28 protein-coding genes and 2 tRNA genes are annotated in these 26451 nt (G+C 60.4%); 17 read left to right on the forward strand and 13 right to left on the reverse strand.

Translation table 11 applies throughout. The annotated features are described in order from the left end of the window. The 4 genes from AACR14_RS11235 to AACR14_RS11250 form a co-directional block, all read left to right on the forward strand. Positions 1-649, forward strand: a 649-nt coding sequence (locus AACR14_RS11235) for a sodium-dependent bicarbonate transport family permease (protein WP_019446252.1), incomplete at its 5' end; no start/stop codon positions are given. Positions 650-653: 4 nt separating this feature from the next. Then, a complete protein-coding gene (locus tag AACR14_RS11240; protein ID WP_005321666.1) occupies positions 654-956 on the forward strand; it encodes a P-II family nitrogen regulator in 303 nt (100 codons plus the stop codon). A gap of 63 nt (positions 957-1019) precedes the next feature. Then, the gene (purE, locus tag AACR14_RS11245) at positions 1020-1529 is read left to right on the forward strand and encodes a 5-(carboxyamino)imidazole ribonucleotide mutase (protein ID WP_019446253.1); all 510 of its coding nucleotides are present in this window, start codon (positions 1020-1022) and stop codon (positions 1527-1529) included. After that, a complete protein-coding gene (locus tag AACR14_RS11250) occupies positions 1526-2650 on the forward strand; it encodes a 5-(carboxyamino)imidazole ribonucleotide synthase (protein WP_019446254.1) in 1125 nt (374 codons plus the stop codon). Before purE ends, AACR14_RS11250 begins: the two co-directional genes overlap by 4 nt. 73 nt (positions 2651-2723) lie before the next feature. Here AACR14_RS11250 and AACR14_RS11255 read toward each other — a convergent pair whose 3' ends face one another. From AACR14_RS11255 to fabV, 6 genes are all read right to left on the reverse strand, one after another. After that, a complete protein-coding gene (locus AACR14_RS11255) occupies positions 2724-3920 on the reverse strand; it encodes an L-lactate MFS transporter (protein WP_019446255.1) in 1197 nt (398 codons plus the stop codon). 109 nt (positions 3921-4029) lie between these two features. Then, positions 4030-4773 (reverse strand): LytR/AlgR family response regulator transcription factor, encoded by a 744-nt coding sequence (locus AACR14_RS11260; protein WP_019446256.1) that lies wholly within the window; start codon positions 4771-4773, stop codon positions 4030-4032. Continuing rightward, positions 4767-6440 carry a sensor histidine kinase gene (locus tag AACR14_RS11265; protein ID WP_019446257.1) on the reverse strand — a complete coding sequence of 558 codons (1674 nt, stop codon included), beginning with the start codon at positions 6438-6440 and terminating at the stop codon, positions 4767-4769. The genes AACR14_RS11260 and AACR14_RS11265 overlap by 7 nt, the downstream gene beginning before the upstream one ends. An 81-nt stretch (positions 6441-6521) precedes the next feature. Further along, positions 6522-7706: an NAD(P)/FAD-dependent oxidoreductase gene (locus tag AACR14_RS11270; protein WP_019446258.1), complete on the reverse strand. Its 1185-nt coding sequence runs from the start codon at positions 7704-7706 to the stop codon at positions 6522-6524. A 149-nt stretch (positions 7707-7855) separates the two neighbouring features. Continuing rightward, positions 7856-8380: a non-heme ferritin gene (gene ftnA / locus AACR14_RS11275; RefSeq protein WP_005339225.1), complete on the reverse strand. Its 525-nt coding sequence runs from the start codon at positions 8378-8380 to the stop codon at positions 7856-7858. 92 nt (positions 8381-8472) lie between these two features. Then, positions 8473-9660: an enoyl-ACP reductase FabV gene (fabV, locus tag AACR14_RS11280; protein WP_019446259.1), complete on the reverse strand. Its 1188-nt coding sequence runs from the start codon at positions 9658-9660 to the stop codon at positions 8473-8475. Between the two features lie 401 nt (positions 9661-10061). On the opposite strand from fabV, the gene AACR14_RS11285 reads away from it, so the two are divergent. Both AACR14_RS11285 and trpS read left to right on the forward strand, forming a co-directional pair. Beyond that, positions 10062-10499 carry a universal stress protein gene (locus AACR14_RS11285; RefSeq protein ID WP_005339229.1) on the forward strand — a complete coding sequence of 146 codons (438 nt, stop codon included), beginning with the start codon at positions 10062-10064 and terminating at the stop codon, positions 10497-10499. A gap of 192 nt (positions 10500-10691) precedes the next feature. Continuing rightward, positions 10692-11705: a tryptophan--tRNA ligase gene (gene trpS / locus AACR14_RS11290; RefSeq protein WP_019446260.1), complete on the forward strand. Its 1014-nt coding sequence runs from the start codon at positions 10692-10694 to the stop codon at positions 11703-11705. Here trpS and AACR14_RS11295 read toward each other — a convergent pair. Next, positions 11684-12643, reverse strand: coding sequence for a LysR family transcriptional regulator (locus AACR14_RS11295; protein ID WP_019446261.1), 960 nt, complete (start codon positions 12641-12643; stop codon positions 11684-11686). The two genes, trpS and AACR14_RS11295, sit on opposite strands and share 22 nt — an antisense overlap. Positions 12644-12734: 91 nt before the next feature. On the opposite strand from AACR14_RS11295, the gene AACR14_RS11300 reads away from it, so the two are divergent. Next, entirely contained in the window at positions 12735-13634 is a 900-nt protein-coding gene (locus AACR14_RS11300; RefSeq protein WP_019446262.1) for a DMT family transporter, read from the forward strand. Further along, on the forward strand, positions 13619-13780 hold the full coding sequence (locus AACR14_RS11305; RefSeq protein WP_005339236.1) for a hypothetical protein: 162 nt from the start codon (positions 13619-13621) through the stop codon (positions 13778-13780). Before AACR14_RS11300 ends, AACR14_RS11305 begins: the two co-directional genes overlap by 16 nt. Before the next feature lie 503 nt (positions 13781-14283). On the opposite strand, the gene AACR14_RS11310 is transcribed toward AACR14_RS11305, so the two are convergent. Then, complete coding sequence (locus tag AACR14_RS11310) at positions 14284-14745, reverse strand: DUF6314 family protein (RefSeq protein ID WP_019446263.1); 462 nt, start codon at positions 14743-14745, stop codon at positions 14284-14286. 40 nt (positions 14746-14785) lie between these two features. On the opposite strand from AACR14_RS11310, the gene AACR14_RS11315 reads away from it, so the two are divergent. Beyond that, the gene (locus tag AACR14_RS11315) at positions 14786-15640 is read left to right on the forward strand and encodes a carboxylate/amino acid/amine transporter (protein ID WP_019446264.1); all 855 of its coding nucleotides are present in this window, start codon (positions 14786-14788) and stop codon (positions 15638-15640) included. 6 nt (positions 15641-15646) lie between these two features. Here AACR14_RS11315 and AACR14_RS11320 read toward each other — a convergent pair whose 3' ends face one another. Both AACR14_RS11320 and AACR14_RS11325 read right to left on the reverse strand, forming a co-directional pair. Then, positions 15647-16510: a GGDEF domain-containing protein gene (locus AACR14_RS11320; protein ID WP_019446265.1), complete on the reverse strand. Its 864-nt coding sequence runs from the start codon at positions 16508-16510 to the stop codon at positions 15647-15649. 70 nt (positions 16511-16580) lie between these two features. Next, complete coding sequence (locus AACR14_RS11325) at positions 16581-17294, reverse strand: 3-deoxy-D-manno-octulosonic acid kinase (protein ID WP_005357122.1); 714 nt, start codon at positions 17292-17294, stop codon at positions 16581-16583. Between the two features lie 222 nt (positions 17295-17516). On the opposite strand from AACR14_RS11325, the gene AACR14_RS11330 reads away from it, so the two are divergent. The 8 genes from AACR14_RS11330 (at position 17517) to AACR14_RS11365 (ending at position 25483) form a co-directional block, all read left to right on the forward strand. After that, a complete protein-coding gene (locus AACR14_RS11330) occupies positions 17517-18569 on the forward strand; it encodes a glycosyltransferase family 9 protein (protein WP_041201943.1) in 1053 nt (350 codons plus the stop codon). Positions 18570-18872: 303 nt separating this feature from the next. Beyond that, positions 18873-19499, forward strand: coding sequence for a guanylate kinase (gene gmk, locus AACR14_RS11335; RefSeq protein ID WP_005357125.1), 627 nt, complete (start codon positions 18873-18875; stop codon positions 19497-19499). Between the two features lie 79 nt (positions 19500-19578). Then, complete coding sequence (rpoZ, locus tag AACR14_RS11340) at positions 19579-19854, forward strand: DNA-directed RNA polymerase subunit omega (RefSeq protein WP_005307060.1); 276 nt, start codon at positions 19579-19581, stop codon at positions 19852-19854. Positions 19855-19985: 131 nt separating this feature from the next. Then, positions 19986-22103 (forward strand): bifunctional GTP diphosphokinase/guanosine-3',5'-bis pyrophosphate 3'-pyrophosphohydrolase, encoded by a 2118-nt coding sequence (gene spoT / locus AACR14_RS11345; RefSeq protein ID WP_019446267.1) that lies wholly within the window; start codon positions 19986-19988, stop codon positions 22101-22103. Positions 22104-22147: 44 nt separating this feature from the next. Further along, positions 22148-22879: a tRNA (guanosine(18)-2'-O)-methyltransferase TrmH gene (gene trmH / locus AACR14_RS11350; RefSeq protein ID WP_019446268.1), complete on the forward strand. Its 732-nt coding sequence runs from the start codon at positions 22148-22150 to the stop codon at positions 22877-22879. Further along, positions 22879-23538 (forward strand): CatB-related O-acetyltransferase, encoded by a 660-nt coding sequence (locus tag AACR14_RS11355; protein ID WP_019446269.1) that lies wholly within the window; start codon positions 22879-22881, stop codon positions 23536-23538. The genes trmH and AACR14_RS11355 overlap by 1 nt, the downstream gene beginning before the upstream one ends. After that, positions 23538-24578, forward strand: coding sequence for an alpha/beta fold hydrolase (locus tag AACR14_RS11360; RefSeq protein WP_019446270.1), 1041 nt, complete (start codon positions 23538-23540; stop codon positions 24576-24578). Before AACR14_RS11355 ends, AACR14_RS11360 begins: the two co-directional genes overlap by 1 nt. Positions 24579-24667: 89 nt before the next feature. Continuing rightward, complete coding sequence (locus AACR14_RS11365; RefSeq protein WP_026035051.1) at positions 24668-25483, forward strand: Cof-type HAD-IIB family hydrolase; 816 nt, start codon at positions 24668-24670, stop codon at positions 25481-25483. A 34-nt stretch (positions 25484-25517) separates the two neighbouring features. Here the strand turns inward: AACR14_RS11365 and AACR14_RS11370 are convergent, their stop codons facing one another. The 3 genes from AACR14_RS11370 to AACR14_RS11380 all read right to left on the reverse strand — a co-directional run bounded on the left by AACR14_RS11370 (position 25518) and on the right by AACR14_RS11380 (position 26451). After that, positions 25518-26033 (reverse strand): ricin-type beta-trefoil lectin domain protein, encoded by a 516-nt coding sequence (locus AACR14_RS11370; RefSeq protein WP_005339265.1) that lies wholly within the window; start codon positions 26031-26033, stop codon positions 25518-25520. A gap of 179 nt (positions 26034-26212) precedes the next feature. Beyond that, positions 26213-26289, reverse strand: a tRNA-Pro gene (locus AACR14_RS11375). 76 nt (positions 26290-26365) lie between these two features. Continuing rightward, positions 26366-26451, reverse strand: a tRNA-Leu gene (locus tag AACR14_RS11380).

The raw sequence follows: 26451 nt of genomic DNA on the forward strand, positions 1-26451 counted from the left end.
CTACGGCTCGGTCAGCGTCGCCACCTTTGCGGTCGGGGTGAACTGGCTCACCGAACGGGGCATCAGCTTTGAATCCCAGCTCTCCATCTTCCTCGCGGTGATGGAGATCCCGGCCATTCTGGTGGGCATAGTGCTGGCCCGCGGCATCAGTCGCGAGACCCGCTGGCGCATGCTGGCCCACGAGACCTTCCTCGGCAAAGGGGTAACTCTGCTGCTCGGCGGTATGGCCATCGGCTATCTGGCCGGGCCGGATGGAATTGCTCCGCTCAAACCGCTGTTTGTCGACCTGTTCAAGGGAGCGCTGGCGCTGTTCCTGCTGGAGATGGGCCTGATCGTCGCCCGTCAGTGTCAGGATCTGCGCCGCCACGGCCTGTTCCTGCTCGGCTTCGCCCTGTTGATGCCGCTCGCTTCAGCGGGACTGGGGCTGGCAGCTGGCCAGCTGATGGGGCTCTCCCTCGGCGGCCTGACCCTGCTGGCCACCCTGGCGGCGAGCGCCTCCTATATTGCCGTGCCGGCCACCATGCGCATCGCCGTGCCTCAGGCCAACCCGGGGCTGTCCCTCAGCGCCGTACTGGGGGTCACCTTCCCGTTCAACATCATGCTGGGGATCCCGCTCTACCACAGCTGGGCCCGCCACTTCACGGAGTAGCCACATGCAGACCGAGACCCGCACCCTGCTGACCGTCATCACGGAAGCCAATCTGGAGCCTACCCTGCTGCGCACCCTCACCCGTGAGGGGCTGCGCGGCTACACCATCACAGATGCCCGCGGTCGGGGCGATCATGGTGAGCGCAACGCCAGCTGGAGCGAGAGCGGCAACATCCGGCTGGAGGCGATCTGCAGCCGGGAGCAGGCGGAGCGGCTGCTGGCCCACCTGCAGAGTCGCTACTACCCCGATTACGCCATGATCGCCTTTCTGCAGCCGGTCGAAATCGTGCGACCCGAGAAATTCTGAGCCGGCTTGCCGGCTCTTTTTGCCCACCAAAAGCAAACGTTTAACAGCAAGGAACCAGAAAAAATGAACACCGCTCCCCTGATCGGCCTGGTAATGGGCTCCGACTCCGACTGGCCAGTGCTGCAGGCTGCCGCCCGTATCCTCAAGGAGCACGGCGTGCCCTACGAGGCGCAGGTGGTCTCGGCCCATCGCACCCCGGATCTGCTGTTCGAGTATGCCGCCACTGCCCGCGAGCGCGGCCTGCGCGCCATCATCGCCGGAGCAGGTGGCGCCGCTCACCTGCCGGGTATGGTCGCCGCCAAGACCACATTGCCGGTGCTGGGGGTGCCTATCCCCTCCCGCCATCTCAAGGGGATGGACTCCCTGCTCTCCATCGTTCAGATGCCCAAAGGGGTGCCGGTCGCCACCTTCGCCATCGGCGAGGCGGGGGCTGCCAACGCCGCACTGTTTGCGGTCTCTCTGCTCTCCGTTGCACAAGACGGCGACGCCCCCCGCTACCGGCAGCAGCTCGACGACTTCCGCACCCACGAGCGAGATCGGGTGCTGGCACTGCAACTGGAGGAGCCGACATGATCCTGCCTCCCGCCACCCTGGGCATGCTCGGTGGCGGCCAGCTTGGCCGCTACTTCGTGATGGCCGCCCACCGCCTCGGCTACAAGGTGGTGGTGCTGGATCCCGACCCGGCCAGCATCGCCGGTGCCGCCGCCGATCACCATATTGTCGCCCCCTATGACGACACTGGGGCACTGGTCGAGTTGGCCAGCCGCTGCGAAGCCATTACCTGCGAGTTCGAGAACGTGCCCGCCGCCACCCTCGCGCTGCTCGAACAACAAAAGCCGGTACGCCCGGGCGCCAGCGCGGTGCGCATCTGTCAGGATCGCCGTGAAGAGAAAGCCTTTCTGCGCGGAGCAAACATCCCGATCGCCCCCTATCTGGCGCTACTGCCGGAAGAGCCTATCCCCGCACAGGCCAGCGAACTCTTGCCCGTCATCCTCAAGACTGCCCGCGAAGGGTACGACGGCAAGGGGCAGTGGCAAGTGAACAATCTGGATGAGCTGGCGACGGCGCTGGCAGCCAGTGGTGTGCCCTGCGTGCTGGAAAAACGGCTGGCACTGGAGGGGGAGTTTGCCCTGACCCTGGCGCGCAGCCCGAGTGGTGCCATCAGCGCCCTGCCGCTGGTGCAGAACTGGCACAGCGGCGGCATCCTCGATCAGACTCGCTCCCCGGCCAATGTGCCGGTGCTGGAGAGCGAAGCCAAAGGGATCGCTGAGCGACTGATTGCCGCCCTCGATTACGTCGGGGTGCTGACGGTGGAATTCTTTCTGGTGGAGGGGAGGCTATTGGTCAACGAGCTGGCGCCCCGCCCCCATAACTCGGGTCACCCCAGCCTCGACAACGCCGCATGCAGCCAGTTCGAGTTGCAGGTAAGGGCCCTGTGCGATCTGCCGCTGCCAGAGCAGATCGCCGTGCGCCCCGCCCTGTTAATCAACCTGCTGGGAGATCTCTGGCAGAACGGCACACCCGACTGGGCTGCCCTGCTGGCGCAGCCCGGCCTGCATCTGCACCTCTATGGCAAGGGCGAACCCCGCCTCTGCCGCAAGATGGGCCATATCACGGTAACCGGTGACGACTGGTCAACGGTGGAGGAAAGCTGCCGCAAGGCCCGCCAGCTGCTGGGGCTAGCGCCGCGCTGATCGACCATCGGAAATGCAAAGACCCGGGCATGGCCCGGGTCTCTGTTTTTGCTTGCTGTGGCAGGGAGCCTTGTCAGGCCCGTTCGGTGGTCAGCGCCACGGGAGCCGGCAGACGGATAGTGAGGGAGAGCACCAGCGCCACCACCAGCAACACCAGGATCAGGTGGAAGGTCGCCATAAAGCCGCCAAACAGGGAGGCCACGATAGAGCCGATGATGCTGCCCAGACCAAAGCCCAGATAGATGACGCCGTAGTTCTTGGTCAGGTTGTTGAGACCGAAGAAGTCGCTCACCAGCGAGGGGTAGACGGTGATGGTGCCGCCGAAGCTGAACGCCACACAGGCGACCGCCACGAAGAACAGGTTGGCATTGAGCGGCACGAACAGCAGCAGCGCCATGCCCGCCAGGGTAATCAGCTGAGCGATGGTGATGACCCGGATGCGGGACATCTTGTCAGAGAGGATACCCAGCACCAGACGGCCACCCAGGTTGGCCATGGCGATGATGGCGACGGCATTGGCGGCGACCACGGCTGGCAGACCCACCATCTTCTCGCCGATATCCTTGGCCACGCCGATGACGTAGAGGCCGCTCATGCAGGCGGTGAGGAACATCAGCGCCAGCATCCAGTACTGCGGCTTGCGCATCGCCTCGGCCAGAGTGAAGTCACGGCTCTCGCTCTGCTGTACGGAAGCTGCCTGCTTGGGCGCATCCTTCATCAGCATACCGCCCACCAGCACCATGGACATCGCAATCAAGCCCCACAGCTGGAAGGTGGTCTCAAGGCCGGAGCTGGAGAGCAGCAGCAGGTTGATGTATTTGAAACCGAGACTGCCGAGACCATAGGCCCCGATAGAGCAGGCGGAGATGAGCCCCTTGCGCTCCGGGAACCACTTCACGCAGTTGGAGAGAGTCATCAGGTAGCCGGTACCGTCGGCAAAACCGACCAGAATGCCCGCACAGAGGTAGAGCATCGCCAGATTGCTGGCATGGGCGGTGAGGAAGAAGCCGATGCCGAGCAGCACACCGGCGCCCAGGGTCACGTTGCGCACCCCGAATCGCTCCTGCAACTTGCCCGCCATGGAGGAGGCGACCGCCAGCGAGAGGCTGAGCAGGCCGAAGGCAAAGGCCACCTGACTCACCGGCTCGTCCAGCTTGTCGGAGAGCTGGGCGTTGAACAGGCTCCAGGTGTAGACAGAACCCAGTGCGAACTGGGTGATGATGGTACCGATCAGTGTCAGGTACCGGGTGCGATTCATCTCTTTGGTCATGATGCGTCTCGGTCGATGGCCTTAAGGAAATTGAGGCCACTATAGGCAAGACGCAGTTCGCGCCGATCGATTAAGGCATGAAATGCAGATCGGCGGGAATGAATGACAATCAGAGCCGCATCAGCTGACGGAACGCCTTGATGTTGCTGCGACTGACCGGCACCTCGAACGGCAGATCATGGAGCCGGATGAGATAGGTGCTGTTAAACCAGGGGACGATTTCGCGGATCTTGTTGATGTTGACGCAGTAGGAGCGGTGGCAACGGAAGAACCCCTCGGCAGGCAGCCGGCTGACAAATTCGCTGATGGTCATGGTCATCACGTAGCGGTCATCGCGGGTGTAGACATAGGTGAGCTTCTCGTCGGCTTCCGCGTAGTAGATCTGCTCGCAGGGGGTGACGATGATGCGCTCCCCCTTCACCAGATTGACGGTGCGATTGTGCGGGCTGCTCCCCTCACCGCTCGCCTCCCCCGTGGAGGCTGGCTGCGACTTGCCCGCATGCTCGAGCTTTTGCAGCAGATTGATGATGCGGGGCTCGTTGTAGGGCTTGAGGATGTAGTCGAACGCCTCCAGCTCGAACGCTTCCACCGCAAACTCCTTGTAGGCGGTGACGAAGACAATGTGGGGCGGATGGCTCGACTTGTGCAGGTTCTTGGCCAGCAGCAGGCCATCGATGGAGGGGATCTGGATATCCAGAAACACCACATCCACCTCGTGATCCTGCAGGTATTTGAACGCCTCCAGCCCATCTTCGAAGCTCGCCACTATCTCGATCTGGCTGTGCTGGTTCACCAGATAGATGAGCTCCTCGCGGGCCAGATATTCATCTTCGACAATAATGGCTTTCAGCATGGCATCGACTCCTGATCCGGCAGATAGAAACTCACTTCGGTACCCGGCTCCAGCCGCTTGAGGTGCAGGCCGTCACCATAGAGCAGCTTGACCCGCTGATGCACGTTCATCAGGCCGATGCTGCGGCTCTCCACCCGACCAGCGGCCACCCCGTCGATCACCGCCTGACTGATGCCGTAACCGGTATCCCGCACCGACACCCGGATGCCGCCTGCCAGCTGTTTCACCTCGATGGTGACCCGGCCCGGCGCGCTGCGGGGCTGAATGCCGTGCAGGATGGCGTTTTCCACCAGCGGCTGCAACAGCAGGCTCGGCACCTGAATGTGCACATCGTCCACCTCGAACACCACCTCCAGCTTGTCGCCGAAGCGGGCCTGCTCGATGGCCACGTAGTCGCGCACCTGCTGCAGCTCCTCCTGAATGTCGATGAGTTCATCCCCCTTGTTGAGGTTGTAGCGCAGGTAGTCCGCCAGATTGGCAATAAGCTGGCGCGCCTGCTGGGGCCGGATGCGGATCAGCGACGAGATGGCGTTGAGGGCATTGAACAGGAAGTGCGGGTTGATCTTGCTCTGCAGCGCGGTGAACTCCGCCTTGCGGGTCATCTCCTTGAGCTGCTCGATGCGCGACACCTCCATCTGAGTGGAGATGAGTTGGGAGAGGCCCACCGCCATCTCCCGCAGCGAGCTGGTGATGCTGTGGGTGCGGCGGTAGTAGATCTTGAGGGTGCCGCTCACCGAGCCGTTTTCCCGCAGCGGAATAATGATGACCGAGTGGAAATCGGAGAGGTGATACTGGCGCAGATCGTTGTTGATGATGATCTGGTCGAGCAGCACCGCCTGCTGGGTCATGCCGCTGATGGCGTGGTGCTCATCCAGCTCGTAATAGTCCTTGCCCACCCCGACATAAGCCAGCACGTCATGGGTATCTGTGATGGCCACCGCATCGGCGCTGATGTCGCGCCGGATCACATCGCACACCTGACTGAGGGAGTGGCGATCGATGTTCTGGAAGAAGGGCAGCGTCTTGTTAGCGATATCGAGCGCCAGCTTGGCCTGCTTGGCGGCAATCAGCTCCTTCTCGTCATCCAGATCCTGCACCAGCTTGATGATAAGGCCGATGCAGAGCGCCCCGGCGATCATCGGATAGGCGATATGGCTGACGATCTCCACCCCGACTTCGTGGGGCTCGGTCAGCAGCCAGATCAGCAGCATAGTGAGCCCTTCGCAGAGCATCCCCGCCAGAATGCCGTAGAGCCAGAGCCGCGACTTGCGGCAGCGCAGGTGCAGCCAGGTGGCGAGCAGACCGGCAATGATGCTGGCGATAAGGCAAGGGATGGAGGTGTGACCATCCATATCGATGAGGTAGCGGTGCAGGCCGGAGATGACCCCGGCCGGAATGCCGACCCAGGGGCCAAACAGAATGCCGCCGGAGATGATGGCAATGATCCGCACGTTGATCAGCGCCCCCTCCACCGGAATGCCGGTGTAGGTACTGAACACCGCAAACAGGCCGAAGATGGAGGCCACCAGCACCAGCTCCGCCGGGGTGTGATCCCGCTTCTGGAACAGCCGCTGGAACGGCCGGGTGCGGGTCAGGAAGAAGAGGGTCATCAGCATCAGCGCTGCCCGCTCGAACACCGCCAACAACATCATCTGATTCTCAAGCATCTGCGCCCCCTTGCGGCAACCCGACCGATCACCCTAATCCTGACCAATAAATCGGGGCCGGATAAACCAGCCCCTGTGACATCAACAGTACTGACCGGCCACCCAGCCGGAGGACCAGGCCCACTGGAAGTTGTAGCCACCCAGCCAGCCTGTCACATCCACCACTTCGCCGATGAAGTAGAGGCCCGGTACCTTGCGCGCTTCCATGGTCTTGGAGGAGAGCTCGTTGGTATCGACGCCGCCCAGGGTCACTTCGGCGGTGCGATACCCCTCGGTGCCGTTGGGCAGGATCTGCCAGTCACCCAGCAGGTTGGCGATCGCCTCAAGTTCCCGCTCGTTGTACTGACGCATCGGCTTGCTGACCAGCTGGCCCAGCTCCACCAGCTTGTCGACGAAACGCTTGGGCAGCTCGCGCCCCAGCACGGTTTTCAGCTCCTGCGCGGGGTGCGCCTGCGCCCACTCGCGCAGGGCGGCCGGAATATCCAGCTCCGGCAGCAGGTTGATGTGGATCTTCTCGCCGGCATGCCAGTAGGAGGAGATCTGCAGGATAACTGGGCCGGAGAGGCCGCGATGGGTGAACAGCATCGCCTCCTTGAAGCGAGTGCCATCCTCGGCGGTCACCGCCACCGGCAGGCTGATGCCCGCCAGATCGGCAAACGCCTCTTTCTCCGCTTGATGGAGGGTAAAGGGCACCAGACCGGCGCGGGTCGGCAGCACGTTGAGGCCGAACTGCTCCGCCAGCTTGAAGCCATAAGGGGTTGCGCCCAGCTTGGGCATGGAGAGACCGCCGGTCGCCACCACCAGCGAGTGGCAGCCGATCTCACCCTTGCTGGTGGTCAACACAAACCCTTCGTCCTGCTTGCTGACGGTGAGGATCTCGGTCTGGAACTGCAGGGTCACCCCGGCCCAGTCACATTCGGTGAGCAGCACATCGACGATATCCTTGGCACTCTCGAGGCAGAACAGCTGCCCCAAAGTGCGCTCGTGATAGTTAACCCCGTGGCGATCCACCAGATCGATAAAGTCCTGCTGGGTGTAGCGAGCCAGCGCCGACTTGCTGAAGTGGGGATTCTCCGACAGGTAGGCGTGAGCGCCAGCCTGATGGTTGGTGAAGTTGCAGCGACCACCGCCACTGATGAGGATCTTGCGGCCCGGCTTCTTGGCGTTGTCGAGCACCAGCACGGAGCGGCCACGGTAGCCCGCCTGCGCCGCACACATCAATCCGGCCGCACCGGCCCCGATCACCACCACATCGACCTGCTTCATCATCACTCACTTATCAAAATAGAAACGGCACCTGGCCAGAACCGAGATTGCCTCTGGCTGACATCACAACGGTGACTGCCCACCAGAATAAACAACGGCCCTTAAAAGGGCCGTTATTGTACTGGCTGAACACTAAGTGTCCACGACTATCAGGCGTTGCTGTCCATGATGCTGGCCGGGGCGCCTTTGGCCAGTTCGGCCAGCTCCTTGTCGATGAAGTAGAGGCCTTTGCCATCTTCACCCACCAGACCCAGACGGTCGACGATGCTCTTGAACAGCTTCTCCTCTTCATGCTGCTCGGCCACATACCACTGCAGGAAATTGAAGGTGGAGTAGTCCTGGGTGGTGAAGGCCACGTGGGCCAGACCATTGATGCACTTGGTGATGTGGTACTCGTGCTCCAGGGTGGTACGGAACACGTCGCCCAGCGACTTGAACTCGTGGGGAGGGGCATCGATGGCACCCAGTTTTGGCATGGCACCGGTCTCGCTCACGTAGGTGAACAGACGCTCCATGTGCTGGCGCTCCTCGACCGCGTGCTGGCGCAGGAAGGTCGCCGCCCCTTCAAAGCCCTTGTCTTCGCACCAGGCGCTCATCTGCAGATAGAGATTGGAGGAGTAGAACTCCAGGTTAATCTGCTCGTTCAACTTCTCGATCATGGCTTGGGCCAGCATCTTGTTTCTCCTCAGTGATTTGGTATCGATTGTCGCCACACTCCCGCCGCGAATCAACCCGCCAACGAGAGGGAGATCCCGTTTCTTTGAGCTCAGGGGGTCAGCTCGCCAAGGGAGGCGACATCCACCGGCGCAGCATAATCGACGCCCGGCAGCTCGAAGCCGTTGAGCTGCATGAAGTCCTGTCGCAGCCCTGCAAAGTCCCCCAGCACGTGGAAATTCTCCGGCGTCACCTTGGGCCAGAGCGCCGAAACGGCGGCCTGAATAGCCGGGTCGAGCTCGTGGTCATCCATCCGGATCAGCCGGTTGCCATCGGCCACCACCCCATTGGCCCCATACATCTTGGCGGCAAACAGTCGCTGCATCTGCTCGATGCAGCCCTCATGGACACCGCGCTCCTTCATCACCCCCATCAGCAAGCCGAGATAAACCGGCAGCACCGGAATATAGGCGCTCGCCTTGGTCACCAGCGCCTTGCAGACTGACACCCAGGCGTGGCCACCAATCTCGGCCAGTTGCAGGTTGATGGTCTCGGCGGTGGCGTGCAGATGCTCCTTGGCATAACCGATGGTGCCATCGCGATAGAGGGGATAGGTGGATTCCGGGCCGATGTAGGAGTAGGCGACGGTCTGCGCGCCGGGCGCGAGACAATCGGCCTGCTGCAATGCCTGCATCCAGAGCTGCCAATCCTCGCCGCCCATCACGGTGACGGTATCGCGGATCTCCTCCGGCGTGGCAGGTGCCAGCGACTGCTGCACCAGCGTATTGCGCTCCAGATCCAGCCCCCAGCCGCTGAACGGCTGGCCGGTAGTCTTGAGCACCGAACGCACCTGCGTGCCATCTGGCAGCACCCGGATGCCGCTCGCCAGCGAATAGATCACCAGATCCACCTGCCCCAGCTGCTGGCGGATGGTGTCGATGGCCTGCTGGCGCATGCCATCAGAGAAGGCATCGCCGATCAGGTTGATGGCGATACGCCCCTCCTGCTCCGCCTCCTTGCGAAACCAGATGTTGTTGTACCAGCCGGCGCTGCCCAATCCTTTGTCGGAAGGGCCGCGCTCAAACGAGATGCCGATGGTGTCGGCACCGGCACCAAAGGCGAGCGCAATGCGCGACGCCAGCCCGAAACCGGAGGAGGCCCCCAGCACCAGCACCCGCTTGGGCCCATTGAATGGGCCCACGGCCTTGATGCGTTCAATCTGCTGCTGCACGGCGGCGCGACAGCCGATGGGATGACAGTTGCGGGCAACACAACCTTGAATCTGGGGATGAATGATCATGGGAAGGCCTCCAAAGAAACTGGCTACAGCATAACCAAATCGAAGGAGATTAACTTGATGCCGGATCGCTATCAGTCAGAAAAGCCGCAGGAAATGAGGCAGAAAAACAAAAGGGAGCACGTGGCTCCCCAAAGCGGTATTCAGATGCTTTTTGTTGTTTTGTGTTCATTGCGAAGCACGGGCCCATCCTATGCCTCTCCCCCCTGATCGGCAAGCCGGGGGGTGTGACCGGCGTCAAACTATTGTTTAATTTATAGGCAAATAGTGGTTAATAACTGAGTGGCGGACCCTGTGTCACACGTCATTAAACTCATTTAAATCCCAAAACTGTGCCTGAGGCACCATTTTAGTTTCAGCAGAGATTGGTATAGTGGGCTGAAGGATCGGTAAGGAGAACCCCCATGAGTGGAACAACCTATTACAAGCATATTCTGGCCGCGATCGACCTCTCTGAAGACAACCGCAAGGTGATCGACAAGGCGGTGGACAGAGCCCGCTCCAACGGCGCCAAGCTGTCGGTTATCCATGTCGATGTGGACCTCAAGGATCTCTACACCGAGATGATCGATATCGACATCGACAACGTGCAGGATCAGGTGATCGCCGAAGCGAAAGAGAAGCTGGAGGCATTTCTGGCCTCGGTGGACTATCCCATCGAGAAGAAGCTGGTCATCTGCGGCGATCTGAGCGAGCGGGTCAATCAGGCGGTCAAGGAGTACGAGATCGACCTGCTGGTGTGCGGCCATCGCCAGAGTTTCTGGAGTCTGCTCACCTCCAGCGCCCGTCAGCTGATGAATACCGTGCCCTGCGATCTGCTGGTCGTCCCCTTGCAGAAGTAATGAAACCGGCGTAGTGTGATTTGCTATGAATATGACCGCATTCAATCACAACTACTGGTGGTGCTGCTCCTAAACAGGCGGCACCGCGTTTCTATTCAAGATTTCCCAAAGAAAACACCGTGACCGCCGAGAGGCGGTCAACTGTTTTTATCCCTTTGTCGCCTCCCGGCTCACCCAACTGGAGAGAGTGACATGCACAACCCCGTTATCCTGACTGGCGATCGTCCCACCGGCAAACTGCACATCGGCCACTATGTCGGCTCCCTGCGCCAGCGCGTCGAAGCTCAGCACCACTACCGTCAATTCGTGATGATCGCCGATCTGCAGGCGCTGACCGACAACGGCCACAACCCGGCCAAGGTGACCGACAATGTGCTGGAGGTGATGGCCGACTATCTGGCGGTCGGCCTCGACCCGGCCAAGACCACCTTTTGCCTGCAGAGCGCCCTGCCCGCCCTCGCCGAGCTCACCTGCTACTACCTCAATCTGGTCAGCGTCGCCCGGCTGGAGCGCAACCCCACCGTCAAGGCGGAGATCCAGCAGAAAGGGTTTGAACGCACGCTGCCGGCCGGTTTTCTGGTTTATCCGGTGAGTCAGGCCGCCGACATCACCGCCTTTCGCGCCAGCCATGTGCCGGTCGGGGAGGATCAGCTGCCGATGCTGGAGCAGACCAACGAGATCGTCCGCCGCTTCAATTCTCTGGTAGGCAAAGAGGTGCTGACCGAATGCCAACCGATCCTGAGCGACACCGGCCGCCTGCCCGGCATCGACGGCAAGGCCAAGATGTCCAAATCCCTCGGCAACACCATAGAGCTCGGCATGTCGGCGGAAGAGGTCAAACAGGCGGTATTCGCCATGTATACCGACCCCAACCACCTCAAGGTGAGCGATCCGGGTCAGGTGGAGGGGAATACAGTGTTCGCCTATCTCGATGCCTTCCACCCCGACAAGGAGCTGGTCGCCGAGATGAAGGCGCACTACCGGCGCGGCGGGTTGGGCGATATGCGCTGCAAACAGGTGCTGAACGACTGTCTGCAGACCCTGCTCGCCCCGATGCGGGAGCGCCGTGCTGCGGCCATCGCCGACAAGAAGATGCTGCTGGAACTGCTCTATCAAGGCACTGAGCAGGCCCGCATCATCACCGATGAGGTCTTGGCGGAGGTGAAAAGCGCCATGGGGCTCGACTACTTCGCCAGCATCCGCTGAGTCGGCGTACCGAGCGCATCGGCGCCGTAGAGGTCGTACACCAGCTGGTGCAGCAGGCTCTTGAACCAGCCGATCGCCTCGTCATGGGCGGTCAGCGGGTGGCCCGCCATCAGATAGACGATAGGGATCTCCGGATCCAGCTGATGCATCCGCAGCGGGTAGTAGCGGCAGAAGTGGCGCCCGATCATCTCGGGCACCACCACCAGATAGCGGCCGGTCGCCATCAGCGGCGGCACCGCCATAAAGCTTGGCAACCGCACGCCCAGCTCCCGCTCCACCCCGAAGCGGGCCAACCAGAGCTCCACCATCGCCTGGCTATGGCCCCAGCTGGAGGTATGGATGTGGGGGCGGCTGACCAGCTCGACCGGAGTCAGCAGATCGGGCAGCTCGCTGCCAAGGGGCGACAGGCAGACCAGCGGGTTGTTGAACCACTCCTCCCGCCACAAGCGCGGTGAGAGGTGATTCGCCCCGGCGAAACCGATCACCAGATCCAGCTCACCCTTCTCCAGCTCCCGCTCGTAGTTGCTGTCGGCCAGCTCGCACACCTCAAGCCGACAGTGAGGGGCCTGCCGATGGAGCCTCTCCACCAGCACCGGCACCAGCCCGTGCTCCACCGAGCCCGGGGTGGCGATGCGGAAAATCCGCCGCGCAGTGGCGGGATCAAACCCCTTGGCCTGGCGCAATCCCTGCTCCAGCATCGCCAGCGCCTGGCGCACCGGACCGGCCAGCGCCTTGGCTCGCTCGGTCGGCATCATCTCGCGCCGACTCATCACGAACAGCGGATCATCCAGCGCCACTCGCAGCCGCCCCAAGGCGTGACTGACGGTGGATTGGGAGAGATGCAGCCGTTCGGCGGCACGAGTGACATTGCGCTCCTGCATCAGCATGTCGAATACGGCGAGCAGGTTGAGGTCGAGACGGGCGAGCGAGCTATCCATCGATATTAGCCATAGTTAAATGCCAACAATTCATTTTTACCATAGTAACAGATTGCCTAGAATGCGCTGGCTTAATACATCGGAGATTCAAATGCGTAGCTATCTGTTATTGCTGGCCATTGGCCTGCTGTGGGGTTCCCAATTCATTTTCATGCACCAGGCCGTTGCCGAGTTGCCCCCCATTCTGGTGGCTGCCGGTCGTGCCCTGTGCGGCAGCCTGACCCTGGGTCTGCTCTGCCTGTTCATGCGGCTCAAGAGTGAGCACACCTCGTGGCGCACCTATATGCTGATCGCCCTGCTGGATGCCACCATCCCCTTCATCATGGTCGCCTGGGGCCAACAGTATGTGGATAGCGCCATCGCCGCCGTGGTCATGGGTTGTATCCCGTTTGTGACCATTCTGGCTGCACCGCTGTTTATTTCTGGTGAAAGAATCACCAAAACCGGTCTGCTTTCCGTGATCATCGGCTTTGCCGGTGTGCTCACCCTGTTCTGGCCGAAACTCTCCCAGGGCATGAACGCCGGTCTGCTCGGTGCCATGGCCATCCTGCTGGGTGCCAGCTGCTTCGCCATCGGCCTGCTGATGATCAAGCGCTTCGCCAAGGACCATCCGGTCGTGGTCGCCCGCAATATCCTGATCTCCTCGGCAATCCAGTTGCTGCTGGTCGCCCCCTTCATGGTTGATCTCGGCAGCCTGACCCTGCCGAGCACCCAGGCCCTGAGCGCGATCACTGTACTGGGTACCCTCTGTACCGGTCTGGTCTACTTCCTCTACATGGCGCTGATCCAGAAGGCCGGCCCGACGTTCGCCTCCTTCAGCAACTATCTGGTGCCGCTGTTCGGCGTGATGCTGGGCGCCCTGTTCCTCGGCGAGCAGATCCACCCCACCACCGGCGTGGCCCTGGCCCTGATCCTCGGCTCGGTCGCCATGAACCAGTGGGCGCAACAGCGTCGCATGCAGCGCGAGGTCTCCCTATGTCAGGCATCCTGACCACACTGTGCGGTGGTCTGGTGCTGATTGCCGGCTGGCAATATCGCCAGCGACTGGCCGGGATCCTGGGCCTGCTGATGGTACTGCTGCCCTGGTTCTTCGATAGCAAGCTGCAAGCCATGCTGAGCTATGCCCTGAATGCCTGAAGTCCATCTCTGAATGTGTGACGAGAGTCTATCTCTCCTGTTTTGGGACTGTTTTAAAAAACCTCCGATTTGTCCCCCGCTACCGGCGCTCTGCGCCGGTTTTTTTATGTTCGAGATCAGGAGAAAACCGTTACCTGTTATCAACTGTTTTGATGGGGGACTGAGCTAATAGTGGTTTCTCACCAACAGTGAATCCTTAAAGAACTGGCTATCAGTAATACAACCGACTCATTAAGGTGATTCACATGCGCAATGCTCTTGTCCTATCCGATACCCTTCATACATTGGTGACCAATAGTCCGTTAGAAAACCTGTGCGTTGCCATAGCAGCGTTTGCCCTGATAAGACTGATAAACGCTTTTGCAGAGCTACTGACAACATAGAGTGTGAGCAACACCTTCACGGGAAACTTAGCCGAGCTCGCCAGACTGATACACATTCCACCAGTCAGCCTGATATATCAGACTGACTGGCCAAAAAAGCCAACGACAACCATCTGAAACTCAAACCGAATAGCGATAGCTGAGTCGCTCGTTCTTGCGCGGCCCGATGATCTGCCAGCTCAGCAGAAAACCGCCGTCGATCTCGGTCAGCTCGGCGCTGTAGTGATCCGCCCCGCACAGATGGGGTTCGGCGGTCAGCCAGCGGCCATCCCCCTGCGGCAGCAGCTCGAACAGTTCGACCGGCGCTTCATAACGCAGGTGAGAAAGGCGGATCCCCCGCTCGCTGCGTTGCCACCAGAAACGGTTGTGCATGGCGAGTTCCCTGCCATGAGGCGTGATGTAACGGCCCTGCTCGTTAAAGAGCCAGCCCCCCTGATGATCGGCCACCTGCACTCCCCCCTCGCCCCGACCATTCCAGTCGGTCGCCGACCCCTCGCCATTGTTGGCGGTAAAGGAAAATGCTCCGACCTGTGGCAATCGCGCCCATAAACGCTGGATTGCCGCTTCCATCTCGGCCATCATAGCCCCCTCAAAAATTGACAACTGATGACAAATCAACCACATGAATTACTTGATAGGGGTCACCCTGCTCTGGTCATTCTCCTTCAGCCTGATCGGGGTCTACCTCGCTGGCCAGGTAGATGCCTACTTCTCGGTGCTGACCCGCATCGTCCTCGCCAGTCTGGTGTTTCTCCCCTTCCTGCGCCGCCGCTGGCTGCGCCCCGATCTGGCGGCCAAGCTGATGGCCCTCGGCGCCATCCAGCTCGGCATCATGTATCTCTTCTACTACCACTCCTTTCTGCTGCTGACGGTGCCGGAAGTGCTGGTCTTTACCATCTTCACCCCCATCTACGTCACCCTGCTCCACGATCTGCTGGAGGGGCGCTTCAAGCCTACCTATCTGTGGGGCGCCCTGCTGGCGGTGCTCGGGGCAGCCGTCATCCGCTTCGACGGCCTGACCGAAAGTTATGTGCTGGGATTTCTGGTGGTGCAGGGGGCCAACCTCTGTTTCGCGCTGGGTCAGGTGGGCTACAAGGTACTGCTGGCAAGGGAGGCGGAGCAACCGCCGCAACTGGCGGTGTTCGGCTGCTTCTATCTGGGGGCGCTGATGATCGCACTGCCCGCCTGGTGGCTGCTGGGCAAACCGCAATACCCAACGTCAGGGTTGCAGTGGGGCATTCTGTTCTGGCTGGGGGTGGGTGCCTCCGGCCTCGGCTACTTCCTCTGGAACAAGGGGGCGACGCTGGTCACCAGCGGAGTGCTGGCCATCATGAACAATGCGCTCATTCCGGCCGGCTTGCTGGTCAATCTGCTGCTCTGGGGCAAGGATACCGACCTGACCCGGCTGACCATCGGCGGCCTGCTGATGCTGGCCTCGCTCTGGGTCTGCCAGCGTGACAAGCGCGGCCAACCCTGACCACACTCAGCCGACGACGGTGTTGTGCTCCCGCCTGGCCTGACTGTGACAGCTGGCCAGCCGGGCCAGCAGATGATCGAGCTGCTCGCCAGCCTGACTTTGCACCAGCCCGATGCTGACGGTGACCGGCCGCTGTGACAGCAGGCTGGCATCGGCAATCTCGAGGCGCAGCCGCTCGGCGATCTCCAGCGCACTCATCCGCTCGGTCTGGGAGAGCATCAGGATAAAACCGTCCTCATCCCAGCGGGCGAAGGGATCTTCCCGCCGCAGCTCGTGGCGCACGATACGCGTCAGCTTGGCCAGCATGGCATCGCAAGCCGCTTCGCCAAACAATTGCTGGATTTTGGCCATGTGATCGACCGAAAACTGCAGCAGACTGAAAGTGCCGCTCTCGGTCGCCAGCCGCTCTTCAAGCAGTTGCTCGAAACGGCCACGGCTCTCCAGTCCGGTCAACGGATCGGTGCCATGTCGCTCCTCCACCAGCACGGCAGCTGGATCGAGGTAACGGACAACCCCCAGCAGATACCCCCGCTCATCGCGACGCATCCGCTCTTCCAGCCGGATGTAGTGACCGTGATGATGCAGAATGCGGTATTCGAGGCGCAGACCGCTGCTGCGGCCGCTCTGGCAGGCTAGCAGGGCATCTTCCAGCCGGGCAACATCGTCGGGATGAACCCGATCCAGCCAGCCGAGATCATCCGGCCAGCACTCTCCCAATCCCAACAGGCGCAGGCAGGAGGGATCACGCTGCAGTCCATGTTGGGCTGACCAGCTCCAGATCCCCGCCTCCAGCAGCGCCATGGCATCAGACAGCAGACCCGGATCAAGCCGGGCAGTCACATCGACCAAAGGTGTCTTGAGCATTTCCATGGGGCGCCTCGAAACAGGATCTGAATACCTGCTCAATAAGTAACATTGGCGTTCACGCCGAGCAACAGGGTCAGATCGCTTTTCCCTGATACCCGTTCATCAAGGTCTGCCAGTTCTCCGGTACGAAGTGGAAACTGGTATGCAGTTGAGACTCTTTATTGAATGAACGGAGCAAGCGTTCCAGATTGGCCTTCTGCCATTCGCCGGGGGAGCGGATCGCCCCCTTGTCAAAATCGATCACCCACACCTTGCCCTCTTTATCGAGCAGCAGGTTGTGGCTGTTGAGATCGGCGTGATAGACCCCGGCATCGTGCAGCTGACGCACTGTCTGACCTATCTTGTGCCACACCTCGGTCGCTACCGGCCCCTGCTTGAGCAACGCCACCATATCCTTGGCACCGCGAATTCGCTCGATCAGGATATCGGCACGATAGAAGGGTCCCTGTTTGACCATACGGGCACCAAACGGACGCGGCACCGGCAGCCCCAGCTCGCACAGCTTGGCCAGCAGGGTGTATTCGGCCATGGCGCGGCTCGACTCGACCCCTTCGAACCAGAAACGATCCCGCACCACCTTGCCCACCATGCCGCCACGATAGTAGTGGCGCAGCACCAGATGGCGGGACTCATCCTTGACGAACCAGGTCACTCCCCGTCCGATGGAGGTTCCCACCACCTGACGGTTGTTCTGCCACCAGGCAGGATCGAATAACTGGGGAGAAGGGTCGCGAAAGGCCCCTTCGGCATACCAGCAGATCTGGTTGTGTTCGGTCTGTACTCGCATCGTGGAGATCCCGCTCGGTGGGTCATGGATCGCAATTTTTCAATTGGCGATGAGGCTGCCGCTCTGGCATGCCCGCAATAGTGGCCTTTAATCAACAACGTGCAGAGACAGGTCATGGCGCTGGGCCCGGCCTATCCCGGCTGACGATTGTGCGCAATTTTACAATCCAGAGGGGAGTTTGCATAATGCCATCCACCCTTTTTGCCAGCCGTGCGCCACAACATGCCACTATTTCAAACGCCCCCCTCCTCCATCTGCATCCTGCGGCTCTCCGCCATCGGGGATTGCTGCCACGCACTGGCGCTGGTGCGCGTCATCCAGCGGGAGTGGCCACAAACCCGCATCACCTGGATCACCGGCAAAATCGAGGCAACCCTGTTTGCTGATCTGCCCGGCGTCGAAGTAATCCCCTTCGACAAGAGCAAGGGGTGGCGCGGCTATCGCGATCTCTGGCATACCCTCAAGGGGCGCAAATTCGATGCCCTGCTCCACCTGCAGGCAGCGATGCGAGCCAGCATCGCCACCCTCGGCATCAGCGCCAAGGTCAAACTCGGGTTTGATCGGGAACGGGCCAACGACGGCCAGTGGCTGTTCACCAACCACAAGGTGCCTTCGCCTGCCTCTCCCCATGTGCTGGACGGTTTCCTCGCTTTCGCCAAAGAGCTCGGCATCAAGGATCTGACCCCGGACTGGCAACTGCCCATCAGCGCCGAACATCAGGCGTGGGCAAGGGAGAAGATTGGCGGTAAACCGACCCTGCTGATCTGCGCTGCCGCCAGCAAGGCCTTCAAGAACTGGACGGCCGCAGGCTATGCCGCGCTGGCGGATCACGCCGCCAACAATGGCTTTCAGGTTTATCTCTGTGGCGGGCCGGCCAAGCTGGAGCGGGATCTGGCCGCCGAGATCCGGCAACTCAGCCAGAGCAAGCCGGTCGATCTGGTGGGGCAGACCAACCTCAAGCAGCTGCTGGCGCTGATTGGCGAGGCGAGTCTGGTACTGGCCCCCGATACCGGCCCCACCCATATGGCCACCATTGTCGGCACGCCGGTGATCGGCCTCTATGCCCACCACAATCCGGCCCGCACCGGCCCATATCTCTGCCGCGACTACGTGGTCAGCGTCTATCAGGAGCTGGTCGAGCAGGAGACCGGCAAGCCGCTGGCCGAATTGAGCTGGCGCACCCGTCTCAAGGACCCGGAGGCCATGCGAAAAATCACCAGCGAGCAGGTGATCGCCGCCTTCGATCGGCTCTGTGCCGATCGTCAGCTGCCGTAGTGACAGGGCACCTCGGGAATTCCGAGCCATCAGGAAGGGATAACCTGATAGCCTCTGCCCTCAGCCAAAGGCACAATGCAGGCTGATGTGGGTTACGCTCCCGCAGCAAGCTACGAATACTTTGATCGGCTGGAATATGATTCCGGCCGTTTTTTTATTCGCCGCATTCTGGTAAAATTCGCCGCCTTTACATCCTCCTGACTCAAGAATTTTCCGCGTTTTGCGTTTGGCTGTCTCCCTTTCGGGCACAAGACGGCGGTCTCTGCTACAACCAAAACAGCGGTTTCGATTAAAGGTAATAACATGGCGCAACAAGGCACTCTCTATATCATCTCCTCTCCGAGCGGCGCGGGTAAATCCAGTCTGCTCAATGCCTTGCTGACCCAACATAACGCTGCGGGCAAGATGCAGCTGTCGGTTTCCCACACCACTCGCGCCACCCGTCCTGGCGAAGAGCACGGTGTACACTACCACTTCGTTCAGGTGGAAGAGTTCAAGGCACTGATCGAACGCGGTGATTTTCTGGAGTGGGCCGAAGTGTTCGGCAACTACTACGGCACCTCACGCGCCGCCATCGAAGCCTGTCTGGCCAAGGGGATCGACGTATTCCTCGACATCGACTGGCAAGGTGCCCGCCAGATCCGCGAGCAGATGCCGACCAAATCCATCTTCATCCTGCCCCCCAGCCGCGAAGAGCTGGAACGCCGCCTGATTGGGCGCGGTCAGGACAGCGCCGAAGTGATTGCCGGCCGGATGGCGAAAGCCATTGCCGAAATGGTGCACTACGACGAGTATGACTATGTCATTATCAATGAAGACTTCGAGCAGGCGCTGTTCCAGCTCAGGTCCATTATTGAGTGCCAACGGCTGGAGATGCGTCACCAGCAACAGGCTCAAAAAAACTTGCTGCAACAGCTACTGGCAGAGTAAGCCAAAAACAAGTAAACTTTTGCGTCATTTTTAAACACTGCTTTTCTAAATACAGAAAGCCCAAACACTGGAGTCCTGCATGGCACGCGTTACTGTAGAAGATGCTGTAAAACAGGTAGGTAACCGTTTTGACCTGGTGCTGGTCGCCGCGCGCCGCGCTCGTCAAATCGCGGTACAAGGCAAAGATCCCCTGGTCGACGAAGAGAACGACAAGCCGACTGTGATCGCCCTGCGTGAGATCGAGCTGGGTCTGGTGAACAATCAAGTGATGGACACCCAGGACCGCTACGAACAGCAAGAGCAGGAAGCCGCCGAGCTGGCTGCAGTTGCTGCCATCGCCGAAGGCCGCGGTTAAGTTATTCCTCCGGTTGGCACCCGCCCGGGTGCCGACTGTTCATCCCCATTTACAACCGCTCGAAAACCTCGCAAACTCAGGGCTATACCCTCAATTCCACGAATTGCCGTTTCACCGCTGCGGGGACTGTCTTGTATTTATTTGAAAACCTTAAAGAAATAGCCAGTTCCTACCTGCCGCCAGAGCAGGTTGAGAAGCTCAAGCAAGCCTATGTGGTGGCCCGTGATGCCCACCAGGGCCAGATGCGTTCCAGTGGCGAACCCTATATCACCCACCCTGTTGCCGTTGCCCGAATCCTGGGTGACATGCGCCTCGATCATGAAACCCTGATGGCCGCCGTGCTGCACGACGTCATTGAAGACACCTCTGTCACCAAGGCCGATCTGGCCGAACAGTTTGGCAATGCGGTTGCAGAACTGGTGGCCGGGGTCTCCAAGCTCGACAAGCTGAAATTTCGCGATCGCAAAGAGGCGCAGGCCGAGAACTTCCGCAAGATGGTGATGGCGATGACCCAGGATATCCGGGTCATTCTGATCAAGCTGGCCGACCGCACCCACAACATGCGCACCCTGGGCTCGCTGCGACCGGACAAGCGCCGCCGTATCGCCCGGGAAACCCTCGAAATCTTCGCCCCCATCGCCAACCGCCTCGGTATTCACACCATGAAGAACGAGCTGGAAGAGCTGGGCTTCGAGGCGCTCTATCCGATGCGATCCCGCGTGCTGCGCGAATCGGTGCGCCGCGCCCGTGGCAATCGCCGCGAGATCATCGACTCCATCCAGAGCGAAATCAGCGGTCGCCTGAAAGAGGCGGGGATCGAGCATCAGGTCAGTGGCCGCGAGAAGAACCTGTTCTCCATCTACAACAAGATGGAGAAAAAAGAGCTGCAATTTCATGAGGTAATGGATATCTACGCCTTTCGTGTCAAAGTGAAGGACATAGATACCTGTTACCGGGTGCTGGGACAGATGCACAGCCTCTACAAACCGCGCCCCGGCCGCTTCAAGGATTACATCGCCATCCCCAAGACCAACGGCTACCAGTCGCTGCATACCTCGCTGGTGGGGCCTCACGGGGTACCGGTGGAGGTGCAAATTCGCACCGAGTTCATGGATCAGATGGCCGACAAAGGGGTTGCCGCCCACTGGGCCTACAAGCAGGATGGCGACAGTTCGGGCACCACGGCCCAGATCCGCGCCCAGCGCTGGATGCAGAGCCTGCTGGAATTGCAGCAAAGCGCCGGCAGCTCGTTTGAATTTATCGAAGGGGTCAAGACCGACCTCTTCCCCGACGAGATCTACGTCTTTACCCCGGAAGGGCGCATCATGGAGTTGCCCGCTGGCGCCACGCCGGTGGACTTCGCCTATACGGTGCACACCGACATCGGCCACGCCTGTGTCGGTTCGCGGGTCGACCGCCACCCCTACCCGCTCAGCAGCCCACTGCACTCGGGCCAGACGGTGGAGATCATCACGGCGCCGGGCGCCCGCCCCAACGCGGCCTGGCTCAACTTTGTGGTGACCACCAAGGCACGATCCAAGATCCGCCAGTTCCTCAAGAACCTGCGCACCGAAGAGTCGGTGGTGCTGGGTCGCCGCCTGCTCAACCATGCGCTGGGCGCCAAGAATATCGAAGACATTCCCGAGCCACGCATCAAGCAGGTGCTGGCCGATACCAAGCATGAGAACCTGCAGGGGCTGCTGGCCGATGTGGGCCTCGGCAACGCCATGAGCGTCATGGTGGCACGCCGCATGCTGGGGGATGAACTACCGCCGGAAGAGCAACCCAAGTCCAGCAGCAAGAAGATGCCGATCAAGGGTGCCGACGGCATGCTGGTCACCTTCGCCAACTGCTGCCGTCCGATCCCGGGAGATGCCATCATCGCCCATATCAGTCCGGGCAAGGGTCTGGTGATCCACCAGGAAGCCTGCCGCAACATCAAGGGCTACAGCAAGGAGCCGGACAAGTACCTGCCGGTGCAGTGGGAAGTGGACAAGGAGCAGGAACAGGAGTTCCGCACCGGCATCAGCATCGAGATCGTCAACCATCAGGGTGCGCTGGCCGAGCTGGCCAACGTGATTGCCGCCACCGGTGCCAATATTCACGCCATCAGCACCGAAGAGAAGGATGGCCGGGTCTATCAGGTCAGCCTGCTCATCACCACCAAGAGCCGCATCCACCTGGCCAACATCATGCGCAAGATCCGCGTCATGCCCAACGTGCTCAAGGTGAGCCGACAGAAGAACTGAACACAGGCGGCGCAAGCCGCCTGCTGCTTTTATAGAGACAAGCTATGACCCCCGAACGCTTCAAGCGCATCACCGATATGCTGGCCCAGCGTCAGCTCGATTTGACTGTCTGTATGGAAGAGGTCCATAAACCTCACAATCTGGCCGCCATCGTGCGTACCGCCGATGCCATCGGCATCCACCGGGTACACGCCGTCTGGCCCAAAACCTGGATCCACAAGCGCAAGGGCACCGCCCGCGGCAGCCAGAACTGGGTGGATGTAAAACTGCACCCGGATATCGGCACAGCCGTTGCCGAGCTTAAAGCCTCCGGCATGCAGATCCTGGCGACTCACCTCTCCGACAGCTCGGTCGATTTTCGCGCCATCGATTACACCAAACCGACCGCCATTCTGGTGGGTCAGGAGAAGCACGGCATCGGTGAAGAGGCGCTGGCGCTGGCCGACCACCATATCGTCATCCCCATGGTGGGCATGGTGCAGTCTCTCAACGTCTCGGTGGCGGTAGCCGCCATCCTCTACGAGGCGCAGCGCCAGCGCGAGCTGGCCGGTTGCTATCAACGCGGCTGCCCGCTCACGCTGGAGGAGCAAAACAGCATCCTGTTCGAGGGGGGTTATCCTATCTATGCCCAGCTCTGCAAAGAGAAAGAGATGCCCTACCCCCAGCTCGGCCCGGCCGGTGAAATTCTGGCGGACGAAGAGTGGTGGCAACGGATGCAGCTGACCCGCAAAGGGTGGGCGCAGCAGAGCGAGCAGGACGATCCGCAGGAGGAGTGATGGAGAACCCTTTTGGCAGCTGGCTGGAATCGCAAATCATCCGGGATCACCTGACCAACCCGAACATAGAGGCCGGCGACTACAGCTACTACTCCGGCTACTACCACGGCAAGCCGTTCGAGGATCACTGCGTCCGCTACCTGCTCGGCGATGGCTCGACCCGCGACACCTGGGAGAGCGGCCTCTGGGGCGAGGTGGATCGGCTGATCATCGGCAAATTCTGCTCCATCGGCTCGGGCGCCACCTTCATGCTGGCAGGCAATCAGGGCCACCGGCTGGATTGGGTTTCCACCTTCCCGTTCAATCCCGACACCTTTGGCGAAGGGGCCCGCAGCGGCTTTCTGCGCAAGGGGGACACCCGGATTGGCAATGACGTCTGGATCGGCTCGGAAGCGATGATCATGCCCGGCATCACCATAGGTGATGGCACCGTCATCGCCACCCGCGCCGTGGTGACCAAAGATGTGGCCCCTTACACCATAGTCGGGGGCAACCCGGCCCAACCGATCCGCCGTCGCTTCAGCGATGAGCAGATCCTCATGCTGCAAGAGATGCAGTGGTGGGACTGGCCCTTGCCCCGCTTGCAAGCCAGCATGGCGCTACTCTGCTCGGGGGATATCGCCGCCCTTTATCACCATTGGCAACAGGAGTGTGCCTGATGAAACCCCTCTCTCTTTCCCTGTTGGCCCTGACCCTGTTTTCTGCCGGAGCCCTTGCCGTGACCAATACCTATCAGCTCACCAGCGAAGCCGATGTACCCAGCCTCTACCAGCAAACCCTGCCCGACTTCTGGCGCCAGCATGCGGTGGAAGGAGAGTTTAAGGGCAAGGATGGGTTGACCATCCGCTATGCTGCGCTACGGCAAGCCAAGGTCGATCGCGCCATCCTGATCGTCAATGGCAGGGTCGAGAGCTACCTCAAGTATCAGGAGCTGGCGTGGGATCTCTGGCGTCAGGGCTACAGCCTCTACCTTATCGACCATCGCGGTCAGGGAATGTCTGGCCGGATGCTGAATGACCCTCAGAAGGGATATGTCGACCAGTTCGACGATTATGTGGTCGATCTCAAGCAGTTTCACGACCAGATCATCATGGCGGACCAGCCTGCCAAACTGTTCCTGCTGGCCCACTCCATGGGCGGCGCCATCTCGGCCCGCTATCTGGAACGCTGGCCCGATGATATCAAGGCGGCCGTGCTCTCCTCCCCCATGCTGGGCATCAATCTCGGCGGTCTGCCCAAGTGGCTGGCCAAGGGATTGGCGAGCACCATAGGCACGGTCGGCGGTTGGATTGGTGAGCCTCCCTACGGCCCCGGTCAGGGCGCCTATCAGGATCACGGCTTTGCCGACAACGAGCTGACTCACAGCCAGTCCCGCTATCAGGCGTTCCGCCAAATCTACGAACAGCACCCGCAGATCAAGCTGGGTGGCGCGACCGCCCACTGGATTTATCAGGGGATCACTGGTGCCGATGCCGCCATCGCCGATGCGGGCGCCATCAAAACCCCGCTGCTGGTGCTGCAAGCTGGCAGCGACAGTGTGGTGGACAATGCCGCGCAGGATCACTTCTGCACCATTGCCAATTGCGAAGGGGGCAAACCGCTGCGCATCGAGGGAGCCTGGCACGAACTGTTTATCGAATCCGATGACAAGCGCCAGCCCGCCCTGACCGCGATGGTCGACTTTTTCGCCCGCTTCTGAGCTGGCTATTTTTTGTAACCCTAAATAAATGGGGTGACAGTGCGGGCTAAGGTAAACTGCCCCTGTTTTCAATCGATGCCGAGGTAATGATGTTCAAGGTAGTTGTATCCGATCTCGATGGCACTCTGCTCAACAAGCAGCACCAGATCTCTCCCCGTACCCGGGATACCCTGCACCGCCTGGTAGAACAAGGTGTGAAATTCGTGGTCGCCACCGGCCGTCATCACGTTGACGTTCGCAGCTTCCGCGATGCGCTGGGGATGGACATCTACCTTATTACTTCCAATGGCGCCGTGGTCCATGACAAACAGGATCAGCTGATTTTCAACCAGCCGCTGCCGACCGAGATCGCCGCCGAACTGATTGCGCTGGAGCGTGACCCCTCTATCCACCTCAATGTCTATCAGGGTGATGACTGGGTGGTGGAAGAAGAGCTGCCCTGGCTGCTGCAGTTCCACGACGAGTCAGGGTTCACCTACCGTCTGGTCGATGACCTGAAGCAGGAACCGAAAGAGCAGATCAACAAGGTGTTCTACATCGGTGACCACGAGAAGCTGTTGAAGATCGAGGCGCACCTCAACCAGCGCTATGGCGACCAGCTCAACGTCACCTTCTCATTGCCAGACTGCCTCGAAGTGATGCACGCCGGGGTGCACAAAGGTAATGCGGTGCGTGCAGTGCTGGAGCAGAACGGGTTCGATATGTCGGAGGCGATCGCCTTCGGCGATGGCATGAACGACTTCGAGATGCTGACCATGGTGGGACGCGGCATCGTGATGGGCAACGCCCATGATCGCCTGAAAATAGCGCTGCCGGAGTATGAGCAGACCCTCACCTCCGACGAAGATGGCGTCGCCGTCTATCTGGAAAAGCTGTTCGAACTGGAGAACGTCAGCGCAGCCTGATCCTCTTCAGCCAGCCATCCGATTCAGCAAAGCCTCACCATGTGAGGCTTTGTTTTTTCAGGGTTTCCAGCCAGGGATTGGGCCGCTGCCAGCTGAAGCTCTGGTTCGCCCCGCCGTAGCATTCAGCCAACCGCAGCGGCGTGCCGGGGGTATGACGTCGCCCGGCCACATCGAGGCAGCGGGAGACCTTGCTATTGAACAGCCTGTCTTTCTGCCACTCCCACTGCGCCTGACCGTCACAGGGTGCCAGCATCACTTCGCTGTCGTTTTTGGCTTGCAAACAGAGATCCTGCAGGCGCAACTCACCCAGATCCCACTCGAACAGTTGATCGTCTTTTCCGCTGCAAGGTTGTGCCAACACCTTCTGTTGGGACACCGCAACGCAAAAATCTCCGCTGGTCAGCAAGGGGGAGAGAGAACGCTCCTCCTGCGGTTGTGATGCAATGGAGCCCATCATCACATCGGTGGATGGCGGCTTGATGGTACAGCCACCCAGCAGCAAGGCAGCCAGCAGGGCGGGAGAGCAAGCAAAGGAAATTTTGTTATTCATGGAAAAATGCCTGAAATGGGCCGATGACATCCGGTTGTCAGTGACTCGAGGCTGAAGCATAACCGAAAGGCGGGGCGCGCTGCCCAAATAGAGTGTAAACAGACGTAACAGGGAGAGTGTACTGGCCCAGCGGAGGCCAGAAAGCAAAAAACCCCGCCGAAGCGAGGTTTTTCTAAATGTGGTCGGTGATAAAGGATTCGAACCTTTGACCCTCTGGTCCCAAACCAGATGCGCTACCGGACTGCGCTAATCACCGAGGCTATTTCTTTCAAAATAGTTTACTTCAAAAAAACAAAGACGACCTGATAGTCATCCTCGTCATACAGCAAGCATGGTGCGAAGAGAGGGACTCGAACCCTCACACCCGGGGGGCACTAACACCTGAAGCTAGCGCGTCTACCAATTCCGCCACCTTCGC

Source organism: Aeromonas sp. 159, assembly GCF_963862045.1.
Classification (GTDB): Bacteria; Pseudomonadota; Gammaproteobacteria; order Enterobacterales; family Aeromonadaceae; genus Aeromonas; species Aeromonas veronii.